This window comes from Paracoccus methylarcula, from assembly GCF_003007735.2.
GTDB classification, from domain to species: Bacteria; Pseudomonadota; Alphaproteobacteria; order Rhodobacterales; family Rhodobacteraceae; genus Paracoccus; species Paracoccus methylarcula.
In genome coordinates this window covers 133,496-145,824 of sequence record NZ_PXNQ02000003.1, presented here as the reverse complement: position 1 = coordinate 145,824, position 12,329 = coordinate 133,496, and the positions used below count along the sequence as shown (strand labels likewise).

Below are 12,329 nucleotides of genomic sequence, written 5' to 3'. Positions count from 1 at the left end.
GGCAGGGCGGTCAAACCGCCCGATCCAGCTTGGTCCCCAGATGGATCAGGCTTTCCGACGAGCGCACCCCGTCGATCTCGCCGATCCGGTCGAGCAGGTCATCCAGTTCCGCGGTCGAACTCGTGGCCAGTTGCAGCAACAGGTCGACGCGGCCGCTGGTGGTATGGATGCGCTCGACCTGCGGCATGGGTTTCAGCCGCGCGAGGATGCCCGGCAGGCTGCGTGGCTCGATGACCAGAAGGACGGTCGCCCTGACCCGGCTGACCCGCGCGGTTTCGCCCAGGCGGAGCGTATAGCCCGCGATCGTGCCGCTGGACTCCAATCGTTCCAGCCGTGCCTGCACGGTCGAGCGCGCGACCTTGACCCGTCTTGCCAGCACCGCCACCGACATGCGCGCATCCTGTGACAGGAGCCTCAGGATGTAGCGATCCAGATCATCCATGCCAATGAGCCTTCCATTTGGGCGAATCGTCATAAAATTCGTTATAATGACCAGATAGCTATGCAGAAACACCATTTCCATCGGTGAAATCGGAACTCATAAGCGCCATTCCGGGTTCTAACCATCAGCCCCGCCCGCTAACCTGCAACTCATGCGCGAAAGGTCATCCATGGGACATAACAAGACCGTTTGGGACAATCCGGCCGAGGTCATCAGCAATCTCCAGCCGGAAAACCCGGTGATGGTCTTTGCCCCTACCGTCCTGCGGGAAAGGGTGCGCCGCTTCATCGACGGGTTTCCGGGACTTGTCACCTATGCGGTCAAATCCAACCCCGAAGAGGTCGTGGTGCAGAACCTGTTGACCGCCGGGGTGAGGGGCTTTGACGTCGCCTCTCCGGCCGAGATCGACCTGATCGGCCATATGGCTCCGGGGGCGCGCGGCATTACCACAACCCGGTTCGTTCCCGCAGCGAGATCGCCCATGCCGTCGAGGCGGGTGTCCGGGCATGGTCCGTGGACAGCCTGTCCGAACTCGCCAAGATGTTCGAGCAGGTTCCGACCGAGATCGACGGGCATGGCGTCGAGATCTCTCCCCGGTTCAAATTGCCGGTCGTCGGGGCGATCTATGATTTCGGTTCGAAATTCGGCGCAACGCCCGAGATCACCGCCGAGATGCTGCGCGCGGTTTCGGATCGCGGCTATATCGCCTCCCTGACCTTCCATCCCGGGACGCAATGCGTCGATCCGGCGGCATGGGAAAGCTATATCCGGGTGGCCCGCGACATTTGCGACATGGCGGATGTCCGGATTCGCCGGCTGAATGTGGGGGGCGGTTTTCCGTCTTATCGCGTCGTGGGGGTCGAACCCGACCTGGAAGCCATCTTCGACAGGATCGGTTCGACCGTGGCCGAGATGTTCGGACAGGACGCGCCGGAATTGGTCTGCGAACCGGGCAGGGGGCTTTGCGCCGACGCGTTTTCCCTGATCACGCGTATCAAGGCGATCCGCGATGGCAGCAGCATCTTTCTGAATGACGGCGTTTACGGAGGGTTGGCCGAATTGCCGATCGTCGGGAATATCGACCGCGTGCAGGTATTCACCCCGGACGGGACGCTTCGCGAGGGTGAGCGAAGCGGGCGGGTGATCTTTGGCCCGACCTGCGATTCGGTGGACCGCCTGCCGGGCGAACTCAACCTGCCGGCCGAGATCGCAGAAGGCGATTACCTGGTCTTCCACGGAGCAGGTGCCTATTCGACGGTCACGAATACCCGCTTCAACGGATTTGGCGTGATGACCCACGCGACTGTGATGGCGCTGGAGTAATTTCTTCCTTACTTCGCGATGCTAGCATCCGCCCATGAGGACGATTCGCAGTAACCTGATCCATGTCATCCTGATCGACGGCACATTCGCCTCGCTGGACGATGGCAAACGCAGTTCGATAGGCCGCGTGCATGCATTGCTGCGCGGTAGATATGGTCCACTCAAGCACGGGCGCCTGCGTATCCATTACGCGTCGGGCCAGCAGTGGAACAGTTGGCGGACCGTGCCCGAATTGATGATGGGGCAGGGGCTGTCGATGCGGATCATCGAAGCCTATGCCTGGCTGGCCAAGGGATACAGGCCCGGCGATCAGGTCTTCCTTCTGGGCTATTCCCGGGGGGGCTTCGCGATTCGCAGCCTGGCCGGGATGATCGGCCGAGTAGGCTTGCTGCGGCCGGAATATGCGAGCAGCCGGAATGTCCGGCTCGCCTGGCGTTATTACAGCGAGGGCACGAAGAGCAGGCAACTGGAAATCTTTCACCGCCGCCGCAGCCAGGTCAATGTGCCGATCCGCATGGTCGGGTGTTTCGATACGGTGATGGCGCTTGGCATTCGGCTGCCGCTTCTGTGGATACTGACCGAACCGCGTTTTCGCTTTCATGACACCCATCTGGGCGATGATGTCGAACATGGGTTCCAGGCTCTTGCCCTGAACGAGAACCGCGCGGCATTCGCGCCGATCCTGTGGGACAACAACAGCACGGCCGGGCAGATCGAGCAGATGTGGTTCCAGGGGGCACATGCCGATATCGGCGGGCAATTGAGTGGTCTGGAATTCGCGCGGCCGCTGGCCAATATCCCGCTGGTCTGGATGCTGGATCGCGCGGAATCGGTGGGCTTGCCACTTCCCGAAGGCTGGCGGGATCATTTCACTAGAGACGCTTCGGCGCCCTCGGTCGGCTCGTGGCGGAACTGGGGAAAGGCGTTCCTGGCGCGGGCGTCGCGCGTGGCGGGACAATATGAGACCGAGAAGCTGCATGAAACGGTGCCGCGCCCCTATCCGGGGCCCGCGAAGCTGACCGGATCCCTGGCGGATCAGGCAGGGGCGGGCAACGGGCGCAAGCCGTCAACCGGGCAAGAGGCCATTGCCGCAGAGGATCCTCCGGGGCTTGGCCGGGCGGAAACCTCGTAGCGGTAAAGGCTCAGGCCACTTCTTCCAGTTTGCGGGTCGGCTTGATGCCAAGGGCCAGGCAGACATCGCGCGTGAGTTCCGGGCGGTTCAGCGTATAGAAATGCAGCCGGTCCACGCCTCCGGCGATCAGTTTCTCGCAGAGCTCGATGCAGATGCGGGTGGCCAGCTCGCGCTCGGCCTCGGGGTTGCCGTCGGTTTCGGCGAAGGCGTCCTCGGCCCATTGCGGAACCGAGGTTCCGCAAGCCGCAGCGAAACGTTTCGTGCCGCCCCAGCTCTGGATCGGCAGGATGCCGGGGATCACCGGCGCATCGATGCCCGCCGCTTCGCATTTGTCGCGAAAACGGAAAAAGGTTTCAGGGTCAAAGAAGAACTGCGTCATCGCGCTGGTCGCGCCCGCCTCGACCTTGCGCTTCAGCCAGGCGACATCGGCATCCGTTCCATTGCTGTCCGGATGGGGCTCGGGATAGGCGCCGACCCGGATGGTCATGTCGCCGCGCTCGGCGATGGCCTCGATCAGTTCGATCGAATTCGCGAAGCCGCCTTCATGCGGGGTGAAACGGTCCTGTCCCTTGGGGGCGTCGCCGCGCAGTGCCACGATTTCGCGGATACCGGCATCGGCATAATCCTGCACGATCTTCATCGTCTCGACGCGCGTCGCCTCGACGCAGGTCAGATGCGCCGCGACCTTCAGCCCGTAATGGCGGTTGATGGTCGTCACCGCCTCATGGGTCAGCTTGCGGGTGGTGCCGCCCGCGCCATAGGTGACCGAGACGAAATCGGGGGCAAAGGGGGCCAGGCCGCGCGCGGTTTCCCACAGCCGAAAGGACGCATCAAGCGTCTTGGGCGGGAAGAACTCGAAACTGATGCTCGGCGTGGTGCGGGACATGGTGATTCCTTTCATTGCCGGTCTTGTGTCACGTGACGAGCTGTGAGACAAATTCATAATCTTCAAGATTGTAATGAAAACGACTCATATGCATCTGGAACTTCGCCATTTGCGCACCGTCCGCGCGGTTCATGAACAAGGCGGGCTTGCCCGTGCGGCGGATGCGTTGAACATAACCCAATCGGCGCTTTCGCACCAGATCAAGGCGCTGGAAGAGCAGGCCGGGGTGGAATTGTTCGTGCGCCGGGCCAAGCCGATGCGCTTGTCCGCCGCGGGCACGCGCCTGTTGCGGGTGGCCGAGCAGGTCCTGCCGCTGATCGACGCCGCCGAGGCCGAGTTCAAGGGCGTCGAGATGGGCCGTGTGGGCCGGTTGCATATCGCGATGGAATGTCACGCCTGTTTCGACTGGCTCCTGCCGGTGCTGGACCAGTTCCGGCGTTCATGGCCCGATGTCGATGTGGATATCCGCCAGCGGCTGGCATTCACTGCCTTGCCGGCATTGTCGCGGGAAGAGGTCGATCTGGTGATTTCCTCGGATCCCGAGGACCTGCCCGACATCACCTTTCAGCCGCTTTTCGACTATTCGCCGACGCTGGTGGTTCCCGCCGGGCACCGGCTGGTGGCCAAGGGCTATGCCGATCCCGAGGACTTTGCCACGGAGACCCTGATCACCTATCCGATGGATCGCGGCAGGCTGGATGTGTTCAGCCAGTTCCTGACCCCCGCCGGGATCGAACCCGCCCGGCAGCGCACCGTTGAATTAACGGCCGTATCGTTGATGTTGGTCGCTTCGGGCCGCGGGGTGGCGGTGATGCCTGACTGGGTGCTGCGCCGCGAATCCGCCAATCCCGAGCTTGCCATGCTGCCGCTTGGGGAGCACGGTCTCAGGCGGCGGCTGTTTGCGGCGGTGCGCGAGTCGGATCTGGTTTACCCCTATATGACCCATGTGCTGCGGCTTTCGCGCACCGAACCGCTGCGAATGCTGCGCGATCCTGCCGCCTGATCCTTGGCATTCGCGCCGCTTGCGCCTATGACGCCGCCAACCCCATAGGAGCATGTGATGGCAAGCGCCAATCTGAACATCATGATCAAGGCAGCCCGCAAAGCCGGGCGCGGTCTCGTCAAGGACTTCCGCGAAGTCGAGAACCTGCAGGTCAGCGTCAAGGGCGCGGGCGATTTCGTCAGCCGCGCCGACCGCGAGGCCGAGCGGATCATCAAGGAAGAGCTGCGCACCGCCCGCCCCAATTACGGCTGGCTGGGCGAGGAGACCGGCGAGGAGGCGGGAGAGGATCCCACCCGCCGCTGGATCGTCGATCCGCTGGACGGCACGACCAATTTCCTGCACGGGCTGCCGCATTGGGCCGTCAGCATCGCGCTGGAGCATAAGCGCGAGATCGTCGCCGCCGTCATTTTCGACGCCGCGAAGGACGAGCTCTACGTGGCCGAGAAGGGCAACGGAGCCTATATGAACGATCAGCGGCTGCGGGTCTCGGGGCGCACGAGACTGACGGATTCATTGTTCTCGACCGGGATTCCATTTGCCGGGCGCGGTCCGCTGCCCGCCGCGCTGCAGGATCTGGCGCGGCTGATGCCGCTGACTTCGGGCGTGCGGCGTTTGGGCGCAGCATCGCTGGATTTGGCCTATGTCGCCGCAGGTCGCTATGACGGCTATTGGGAGCGTGGCAACAAGCCCTGGGACGTGGCCGCCGGCATCCTGATGGTGCGCGAGGCGGGCGGTTTCGTCGAAGGTATCCGCGAGGGCGACGACCCGCTGGAATCGGGCCGGATGATCGCCGCCAATCCACAGCTTTTCGACGCTTTCGCCAAGGTCATCCGCAGCAGGGATTGATACGGGGCGCGGTCTTCGGCCAATGCATGCCGGCCATGACTTGACCTTGCGCCATCACGGGCGCAAGGGCGGGAATATGGAAGAACGCGCGATCACACAACCGCAGCCTGATTCGCAGGCGCCCTATGCAGCCTCTGCCGCGACCGCTTCGGCGCCTCCGCCGATGCCGCCCAGAACGGCCGCGCCGGTCATCGACCGCACCGGCCTGGCGATCCTGCTGATGTGCCTGACCAGCCTGATCTTTGCCATACAGGACGGGTTCTCGCGGGTGCTGGGCGAAAGCTATCCACCGGCATTGGTGGTGATGATCCGCTACTGGGTCTTTGCGCTTTTCGTCATCGCGATGGTGTCGCGGCAACCCGGAGGGCTGAAGCGGGCGATCCGTACGAAGCGGCCCTTCACCCAGATGTTCCGGGGGGCGTTGCTGGGCGCCGAGACCATCATCATGGTCGAGGCTTTCGTGCGGCTCGGGCTGGTCGAGACCCATGCGATCTTCACGGTCTATCCGCTGCTGGTCGCAGCACTCTCCGGCCCGATCCTGGGCGAGAAGGTCGGCTGGCGGCGCTGGACCGCGATCTGCATCGGCTTCAGCGGGATCCTCGTGATCCTGCAACCCGGCGGTGGTGTGATGACGCTGGAATCGTTCCTGCCATTCGCAGCCGCCTGATGTTCGCGCTTTACGGGCTGTTGACCCGGCACGTTTCGCGGGACGACCCGGCCATGGTCAGTTTCTTCTGGACTGGAATTTCCGGAGCGGTCGCGATCACCCTGTTCGGCATCTGGGATTGGCAATGGCTCGCCCCCGAGGACTGGATCTGGATGGCGGCGCTGTGCCTGTGCGGCATGACCTCGCATTACCTGCTGATCCGTTCCTATGAACTGGCCGAGGCCTCTGCATTGCAGCCTTTCGCCTATACGCAGCTGGTCTGGGCAAGCATCATCGGCTTGACGATCTTCGGGGATGTGCTGCGCCCCAATGTCGTCACGGGTGCAGTGATCGTTGTGGCCGCGGGGCTGTTCACTCTGTGGCGGCAGCGGTTGAAGTCGGCCTGATCCAGCCTTCGGGAAGGCGCGGTCCGATGAAGGGCTTTGCGGGAGGGCGCGACGACAGGGCAAGGGTCAGCCGCAAGGGTGGCGGTGGCATCAGCCCGCCGCCGGTCAGATCCCAAGTCGGCAGGATCGGTGCGGGTTTTCCCATGATCCGGGCGCGGTAGATCGGCATCGCCTCGGTGACCCGCATGACATAGTTGCGGGTCTCGTCGAAGGGGATCAGTTCGACCCAGTCCACCGGATCGAAATCGCGGCGCAGGTCGCCGAAATCCTTCAGCCAGCCCATCGGTCGTCCCGGCCCGGCATTATAACCCGAGGCGATCAGCGCCGATGAGGTCCCGAACCTTTCCCGCAATCCTTCCAGATAGGCGGCCCCCAGCCTTGCATTATAGGCCGGATCGGTGGTCAGCCTTGTCCGCTCGTATGGTTCCCGCAGCTCGCGGGCCATTTGTTCGGCGGTGCCGGGCATGAGTTGCATCAGCCCCTGGGCGCCGACATGGCTGCTGACGGTATGGTTGAACTCGGATTCCTGGCGGGCGATGGAAAGCACCAGTTCGGGCGGCAGGCCCAGATCGGCCGATTCAAGCCCGGTCAGCGGGAAATGCGCGGCCGGATAGATCACGCCCTGATCGGCCGCCCGCTTGGACAGGCGCAATCCGTGCCACGGTGTCCCCGCCTCGATCATCAGGCGCGCCATCCGGGCGATGTCCTCGGGCGATGCGGTTTCGGAGAGGTGAAGAAAGAATCGCTGCGCCTCGTCTGGTCGCCCGGTGGCGAGGAGCCATAACCCGGCCCGGAACACCGTATTCTCGCGCAGATCGCTGCCGCGCCAGTCGGGCAGAGCCTCGACGGCCTTGCCCGGCACGGCATATTCGACGGGCATCTGCATTCCGGTTTTTTCCGCCGAAAGCTGCCCGTAAAAGACGCCGGGCAGTTCGGCGCCACGCGCATAGGCCGCCCGCGCCGCGGCCTCGTCGCCAAGGGCTTCATGTGCGCGACCCTGCCAGTAGAAGGCCCGCGCCTTGCTGATGGCGCTGCCGACCACGGTTTCCAGGTGCAGGAAATGATCCAACGCACGATCCGGAGCGCCCGATTTCAGCGCCGCATATCCCGCCAGCCATTCGAGATCGGAATAATGCCGATTCTCGGGCGGCAGGAAATGCGGTGCTGCAAGGCGTTCGGCCAGCGCCCAATTCCCCCTGCGCATGGCAAGGCGCGCGTAATCGACCCGCATCTGGGCCCATAGGGCAGGGTCGCGCAGGGCCTCGGCACTGCTTGATGCCTCCCGCATCAGGGCTTGGGCGCCGTCATGCTGCTTGGCCCGGACCCGCCATAGGAAACGGTCCATGATCAGGCCGGGATCGCTGCGCCGATCTTCGGGCAGGGCGAGGATCAGGTCGTCGACGCCGGGGCGGCCGGCCTGCAACGCGATCCGTGCGGCCAGGAGCGGACGCTCCTTTTCCTCCAGTTCGGGCAGGAGCCGTTCGGCCTGCTGCCATTCCTGCAAATCCAGCATCCGCTCGGCCCGGGCGCGATGAAGCGGCGCCAGCTCGTCCCTGTATTCGGAGAGGAATGCCGTCTCCTCCGCCGCGCTCAGGGGCGTTTCGGTCCAGAAACGGGCGCGTTCATCCTTGGCCGCCTGGCCGTCAAGCACGGTCAGATAAGCGGTCTCGGCGACGAGCGAGGTGGGCAGCCGATCGCCGAACCAGTCGCGGATATCCTTGGCGGGCAGGTCGGGGCGCAGCTTTTCGTCGCCCTTGCTGCGCATCAGATCCAGCCCCGGCCAATCGGAATTGCTGCGGATGAATTCCAGGTAATTCCCGAACTCGCCATATCCGGCCCGCAATGCCTGCCAGCCGACCAGCGCCTCGGCCATCGGTCCCGAGGCGGTTGCGGCATCCCGCGCCGTGACCCAATCCCGGACATCCGCCGCCGACAGGGCCAGCGCCATGGCTCCGGCATCCTCGGCCCGGGCGGCCGAGAGGGGCAGGGTGATCAGCAAGGCCACCGCCAGCATGTCGCGCATATGTCGCATCACCACCCTGTGTCTCCGCGATAGCGCCAAAGCGCAATTCACAACCTTGGCAAGACGCGCGCGTGCGATTAGGTTCGCGCGACTTTAACGAAGAAACCACAGGAGCGTGTCATGTTCAAAGGGTCGATGCCTGCCCTCGTCACGCCGTTCTCAGCGGACGGCGAGCTGGATTTGGACACGCTGAAGAAGCTGGTTGAATGGCATGTCGAACAGGGCAGCCACGGCCTGGTGCCGGTGGGCACGACCGGCGAAAGCCCGACGCTGACCCATGACGAGCACCGCATCGTCGTGGAAGAGGTCGTCAAGATCGCCGCCGGTCGCATCCCGGTGATCGCCGGGGCCGGGTCGAATTCGACCCGCGAGGGGATCGGGCTGGTCCGCCATGCCGCCGAAGTGGGGGCCGACGCCGCCCTGGTGGTGACGCCTTATTACAACAAGCCGAATCAGGCGGGGTTGATCGCGCATTACTCGGCGCTGACCGAGGCCGTCGATCTGCCGATCATCATCTACAACATCCCCGGCCGTTCGGTCATCGACATGCTGCCCGAAACCATGGGCGAATTGGCGAAACTGCCGGGGATCATCGGCGTCAAGGATGCCACCGGCAAGCTGGAACGGGTCAGCCAGCAGCGCATCACCTGCGGGACGGATTTCGTCCAGCTTTCCGGAGAGGACGCGACGGCGCTTGGCTTCAACGCGCATGGAGGCGTGGGCTGCATCAGTGTCACGGCGAATGTCGCGCCGAAACTCTGCGCCGAGTTCCAGGGGGCCACCTTGCGCGGCGATTACGCGGCGGCGCTGGAATATCAGGACCGGCTGATGCCGCTGCATGTGGCGATCTTCATCGAGCCGGGGCTGGTCGGGGTCAAATACGCGATGTCCCGCCTGGGGCTGTGCGATGAGCGGGTCCGCCTGCCATTGACTCCGCTGAGCGATGCGACCCGGCGCCAGATAGATGCTGCGCTGGAGCATGCGGGTCTTTTGTAGGACGGGCATCGGGACGGGATCGGAGGCTCTGCCCCCACGCCCGGATCATATGGCCCGGATCATATGGGCGGAGTTCCCGCCACACCCTCTTGCACTGACCGGGTAAATGCGGGACTGTGCCCCCCGGCTCAACGGCTCAGGCCTTTCATTAAAGGAGAGGAAAATGGCTTTCACCCTTCCCGATCTTCCCTATGCCCATGACGCGCTTGCCGCTGCGGGCATGTCGAAAGAGACGCTGGAATATCACCACGACAAGCACCATAACGCCTATGTAGACAAGCTGAACGAGCTGGTCGCGGGCACCGAATGGGAAAGCAAGTCGCTGGAGGATATCGTCAAGGGCACCTATAATAACGGTGCCGTGGCGCAGAGCGGCATCTTCAACAATGCCAGTCAGCATTGGAACCATACCCAGTTCTGGGAAATGATGGCGCCGAAACCGGGTGCGATCCCGTCGGAACTGGAAAAGGCGCTGACCGACTCTTTCGGCTCGGTCGATGAGTTCAAGAAGAAGTTTTCCGAGGCCGGTGTCGGCCAGTTCGGTTCGGGCTGGGTCTGGCTGGCCAGGAATGCCGACGGTTCGCTGGTCGTGACCAAGACCGAGAACGGCGTGAACCCGCTTTGCTTCGATCAGACGGCGCTGCTGGGTTGCGATGTGTGGGAGCATTCCTATTACATCGATTTCCGCAATGCGCGGCCGAAATACCTGTCGAACTTCCTCGACAACCTGGTGAACTGGGAAAACGTCGCCTCGCGCATGTGAGCGCTGGCGACACCGCCTTTCATCTTGCGGGGCCTGCCGGGAATCGATCCCGGCGGGCCCTTTTCTTGCGCCTTACGCCGATGCCTGCGCGTTCGGGCTTTCGGTCAAGGTCGCGATATCGAGCTCGTCACCCGAACCGGCTCCGACAACCCGCGCGATCTCCACGCCATCCATGAAGACAAGGCGATCTTCGCCATCCTCGCTGACCTCCTGCGTGACCTCGGGCAGATCCTGTCCGTCCTCTGGCGGGTTGATCAACAGGGCGATCTGGTCCTCTTCCGCGTTATAATCATGGATCGTGGTGCTGGAGGTGATGTGGTCCGACCGCCAGTCGGCGATGAAACTGTCCTGGCCTTCGCCGCCGGTTCCCTCGTCGCCATCGCTCAGCCAGAGCTGGTCATCGCCATCGCCGCCCATGAGAATGTCGGGCCCGTCGCTCTCGGCTTCGGCGGCGTCGCGCGGTGCGGCGCGGTCCGGACGCAGCCCGCTCAGCGTGTCGTTGCCCTCGCCGCCCAGGACCGTGTCCGAGCCACCCCATCCATACAGGCTGTCATTCCCCTCGCCTCCGGTAATCCCGTCATCCCCGTGACCGCCATTGATGGTGTCGTTTCCGGCGTCGCCGAAGACGATGTCATTGCCGAACCCGGCATGCACATGATCGTCGCCTTCGCCCGCGCGAATGATGTCATTGCCCGGCTCGCCCCGGATCATGTCATCGCCGAAGCCGCCAAGGATGTAATCATCCAGGTTGGAGCCCGTGATCCTGTCAGCATCCGCCTGCCCGGCCATGGCGCTCGGCTTGAAGTCCTCGGCGGTCAGGTCGTCCGGTCCGGGGGTCCCGATGATGAAATCCTCATATGCTTCGGGGTTGAAATCCTCCAGCCCCTCGAACGGTGCGTGATCAGGATCCGGATCGGGTGCGGAGGAGCTGTCATCATCATCGCCGAGCGAAAGGCTGAGCGCCAGCGTCGCGCCAAACAACGCCCACCACGACCAGATCTGCATCGTATATTCGTTAAGCATCAACACTGCTCCGTAATCCGTTACTCTATATCGGGCTTTGCCTGGAAATTCCGACCGGCCCCGGCATTGGCAAATACCGTCCGCGCAGTATAAGACCAACTGCGACGAAAACACGAGAGCAAGGTGCCCCATGGCCAACCAAAATGACAGCTTTATCGATGAGGTGACCGAGGACCTGCGTCGAGACCGGCTGTTCGCGCTGTTTCGCCGCTATGGCTGGATCGCGATCGTGGTGATCCTGGGCATCGTGGGCGGTGCGATCTGGCGCGAATGGTCGCTGTCGCGCGAGCGGGCCGAGGCGCAGGCCTGGGGCGATGCCGTGCTGGAGGCCGAGGCGAGCGGGGATCCGGCGGCGTGATGAAGCTCGATCCGCGGGGTTCGGATGCGCGCCGGGCGCTGAGCGGGTTGCTGGCGGCGGGCGAATGGGCGGGATCGGGCGGCGCGGATGCCGCCGCCGAGGCGCTGCGCGGGGTGAGCGAGGATGCGGCTTCGGATGGGGTCTTGCGTGAACTTGCGCAGTTGAAGCTGGTCATGCTGGAAGGCTCTTCGATGGATCCCTCGCAACGTGACGAGATCCTGGCGCATTTGTCGCGCAGCGGCGGGCCGTTCGAGGCGCTGGCGCTTGAGCAGAAGGCGGTGGCGCTGATCGAGGCTGGCCGCGACAATGACGCCGTGACGCTGATCCGGCAAATCCAGAAGAAGCCGGAACTGAGCGAAGCCTTGCGTCGGCGGCTTTCGGAGATGATGATCGCCTTGGGAATCGAGCCCGAACCGGCCAATTCCGTGCCGGCGGAATGACGATGCGGGAACGATTGATGATGACAGACGAGGGAGGGGCG

11 protein-coding genes and 2 pseudogenes are annotated in these 12,329 nt (G+C 63.8%); 9 read left to right on the top strand and 4 right to left on the bottom strand.

Features of this window, described 5'->3' with window-relative positions:
- Positions 1–10: 10 nt before the first annotated feature.
- Positions 11–442 carry an Lrp/AsnC family transcriptional regulator gene (locus A7A09_RS06195; RefSeq protein WP_106690775.1) on the bottom strand — a complete coding sequence of 144 codons (432 nt, stop codon included), beginning with the start codon at positions 440–442 and terminating at the stop codon, positions 11–13.
- A 169-nt stretch (positions 443–611) separates the two neighbouring features.
- Here A7A09_RS06195 and A7A09_RS06190 point away from each other — a divergent pair.
- Positions 612–1,765: pseudogene (locus A7A09_RS06190) on the top strand (type III PLP-dependent enzyme).
- Between the two features lie 34 nt (positions 1,766–1,799).
- Positions 1,800–2,897: a T6SS phospholipase effector Tle1-like catalytic domain-containing protein gene (locus A7A09_RS06185; RefSeq protein ID WP_106690561.1), complete on the top strand. Its 1,098-nt coding sequence runs from the start codon at positions 1,800–1,802 to the stop codon at positions 2,895–2,897.
- Between the two features lie 10 nt (positions 2,898–2,907).
- Here A7A09_RS06185 and metF read toward each other — a convergent pair whose 3' ends face one another.
- Positions 2,908–3,783 carry a methylenetetrahydrofolate reductase [NAD(P)H] gene (gene metF, locus A7A09_RS06180; protein ID WP_106690774.1) on the bottom strand — a complete coding sequence of 292 codons (876 nt, stop codon included), beginning with the start codon at positions 3,781–3,783 and terminating at the stop codon, positions 2,908–2,910.
- Between the two features lie 88 nt (positions 3,784–3,871).
- Here metF and A7A09_RS06175 point away from each other — a divergent pair, with 88 nt between their 5' ends.
- From A7A09_RS06175 to A7A09_RS22210, 3 genes and pseudogenes are all read left to right on the top strand, one after another.
- Positions 3,872–4,786, top strand: coding sequence for a LysR family transcriptional regulator (locus A7A09_RS06175; RefSeq protein WP_106690560.1), 915 nt, complete (start codon positions 3,872–3,874; stop codon positions 4,784–4,786).
- 54 nt (positions 4,787–4,840) lie between these two features.
- Positions 4,841–5,632 carry an inositol monophosphatase family protein gene (locus tag A7A09_RS06170; RefSeq protein WP_211341051.1) on the top strand — a complete coding sequence of 264 codons (792 nt, stop codon included), beginning with the start codon at positions 4,841–4,843 and terminating at the stop codon, positions 5,630–5,632.
- Between the two features lie 163 nt (positions 5,633–5,795).
- Positions 5,796–6,685 (top strand): annotated as a pseudogene (locus tag A7A09_RS22210) (DMT family transporter).
- On the opposite strand, the gene A7A09_RS06160 reads toward A7A09_RS22210, so the two are convergent.
- On the bottom strand, positions 6,651–8,717 hold the full coding sequence (locus tag A7A09_RS06160; RefSeq protein ID WP_106690558.1) for a lytic transglycosylase domain-containing protein: 2,067 nt from the start codon (positions 8,715–8,717) through the stop codon (positions 6,651–6,653). The pseudogene A7A09_RS22210 and the gene A7A09_RS06160 sit on opposite strands and share 35 nt — an antisense overlap.
- Before the next feature lie 111 nt (positions 8,718–8,828).
- On the opposite strand from A7A09_RS06160, the gene dapA reads away from it, so the two are divergent.
- Together dapA and A7A09_RS06150 are read left to right on the top strand one after the other, a co-directional pair.
- Positions 8,829–9,704, top strand: a complete 876-nt coding sequence (dapA, locus tag A7A09_RS06155; RefSeq protein WP_106690557.1) for a 4-hydroxy-tetrahydrodipicolinate synthase — start codon at positions 8,829–8,831, stop codon at positions 9,702–9,704.
- Positions 9,705–9,867: 163 nt separating this feature from the next.
- Positions 9,868–10,467, top strand: a complete 600-nt coding sequence (locus A7A09_RS06150; protein WP_106690556.1) for a superoxide dismutase — start codon at positions 9,868–9,870, stop codon at positions 10,465–10,467.
- 72 nt (positions 10,468–10,539) lie between these two features.
- Here A7A09_RS06150 and A7A09_RS06145 read toward each other — a convergent pair whose 3' ends face one another.
- Complete coding sequence (locus A7A09_RS06145) at positions 10,540–11,490, bottom strand: calcium-binding protein (RefSeq protein WP_170167029.1); 951 nt, start codon at positions 11,488–11,490, stop codon at positions 10,540–10,542.
- A 130-nt stretch (positions 11,491–11,620) separates the two neighbouring features.
- Between A7A09_RS06145 and A7A09_RS21365 the strand changes: the two genes are divergently transcribed.
- Entirely contained in the window at positions 11,621–11,848 is a 228-nt protein-coding gene (locus A7A09_RS21365; RefSeq protein ID WP_245999177.1) for a hypothetical protein, read from the top strand.
- On the top strand, positions 11,848–12,288 hold the full coding sequence (locus A7A09_RS06140; RefSeq protein WP_245999176.1) for a hypothetical protein: 441 nt from the start codon (positions 11,848–11,850) through the stop codon (positions 12,286–12,288). Before A7A09_RS21365 ends, A7A09_RS06140 begins: the two co-directional genes overlap by 1 nt.
- The last annotated feature ends 41 nt before the right edge of the window (positions 12,289–12,329 follow it).

Bases quoted from the DNA above. Each gene is read 5' to 3' on its own strand.
- dapA (WP_106690557.1), top strand. From the start codon at position 8,829: ATGTTCAAAGGGTCGATGCCTGCCCTCGTCACGCCGTTCTCAGCGGAC.
- A7A09_RS06140 (WP_245999176.1), top strand. From the start codon at position 11,848: ATGAAGCTCGATCCGCGGGGTTCGGATGCGCGCCGGGCGCTGAGCGGG.
- metF (WP_106690774.1), bottom strand. From the start codon at position 3,783: ATGTCCCGCACCACGCCGAGCATCAGTTTCGAGTTCTTCCCGCCCAAG.
- A7A09_RS06175 (WP_106690560.1), top strand. From the start codon at position 3,872: ATGCATCTGGAACTTCGCCATTTGCGCACCGTCCGCGCGGTTCATGAA.
- A7A09_RS06150 (WP_106690556.1), top strand. From the start codon at position 9,868: ATGGCTTTCACCCTTCCCGATCTTCCCTATGCCCATGACGCGCTTGCC.
- A7A09_RS21365 (WP_245999177.1), top strand. From the start codon at position 11,621: ATGGCCAACCAAAATGACAGCTTTATCGATGAGGTGACCGAGGACCTG.
- A7A09_RS06195 (WP_106690775.1), bottom strand. From the start codon at position 442: ATGGATGATCTGGATCGCTACATCCTGAGGCTCCTGTCACAGGATGCG.
- A7A09_RS06160 (WP_106690558.1), bottom strand. From the start codon at position 8,717: ATGCGACATATGCGCGACATGCTGGCGGTGGCCTTGCTGATCACCCTG.
- A7A09_RS06185 (WP_106690561.1), top strand. From the start codon at position 1,800: ATGAGGACGATTCGCAGTAACCTGATCCATGTCATCCTGATCGACGGC.
- A7A09_RS06145 (WP_170167029.1), bottom strand. From the start codon at position 11,490: ATGCTTAACGAATATACGATGCAGATCTGGTCGTGGTGGGCGTTGTTT.